The 1,045-nt window shown below is 37.9% G+C and carries 1 protein-coding gene and 1 pseudogene; one reads left to right on the forward strand and one right to left on the reverse strand.

What is annotated here, in order from left to right; genetic code table 11:
* Positions 1 to 479, reverse strand: a pseudogene (locus tag ACFIO3_RS13745) (excinuclease ABC subunit A); the annotation flags it as partial.
* 330 nt (positions 480 to 809) lie between these two features.
* Between ACFIO3_RS13745 and ssb the strand changes: the two are divergent.
* Positions 810 to 1,045: single-stranded DNA-binding protein (gene ssb / locus ACFIO3_RS13750; protein WP_375704649.1), on the forward strand; the 236-nt coding region annotated here is incomplete at its 3' end.

Raw genomic sequence — 1,045 nt, forward strand, 5'->3', positions numbered from 1 at the left:
CCTCGCACCAAAGGGGCCATAATAAAAATTCGCGTTCCTTCTGGTAAGGACATAATTTGATCCACCATTTGGCTTACTGTCTGGCTTTCAATAGGAAGTCCTGTCACAGGAGAATGAGGAATGCCAATACGGGCAAAGAGAAGACGCATGTAATCGTGGATTTCAGTAACGGTACCTACCGTTGAACGAGGATTACGACTGGTTGTTTTTTGTTCAATGGAGATAGCGGGAGAGAGACCGTCTATGCGGTCGACATCGGGTTTTTGCATGACTTCCAAAAATTGGCGTGCATAGGCTGAAAGGCTTTCGACATAGCGACGTTGTCCTTCAGCGTAAATTGTATCAAATGCTAAGGATGATTTCCCTGATCCAGAAAGTCCTGTTATAACAATGAGTTTATCACGAGGCAGATCGAGATCAATATTTTTAAGGTTATGCTCACGTGCACCGCGAATGGAGATATATTTTTGATGAGTCATACTTTATCCTTGGCATATGTGGCAAAAATTGAGCACCTAAAATGGAATAAAACTGTTTTTTTAGAATTACAATGTGTTTAACTGCTTTAATGCAAAAGGAAGGTATAAGTTTTGTGAAAAAAATACAAATAAGCAGCTTTTTATTCTCTCGTGGTGGAATAAACTATGCGTTTTTATCATCTTTTGTTATAATTACACTGAATACAATATTGGTAAAGGATAGCAATACCTATATTGATGGTCAATTGCGACATGTAAATTGAAGGTCAAGATGGTTATAACTGTTATAGAACAGAGTATTTTACAAATTAAAATTTTGGAGTTTATGCGATGGCTGGTAGCCTTAATAAAGTTATTTTAATTGGTAATCTTGGTGCGGACCCTGAAATCCGCCGTTTGAATTCTGGTGATCAAGTGGCAAATCTGCGTATTGCTACTTCAGAAAGTTGGCGCGATCGGAATACAAATGAGCGAAAAGAACGCACTGAGTGGCATAGTATTGTTATTTTTAATGAAAACCTTGTCAAAGTTGCAGAGCAATATTTAAAAAAGGGGAGCAAAATTTA

The organism is Bartonella sp. AD328YNZD (genome assembly GCF_042196425.1).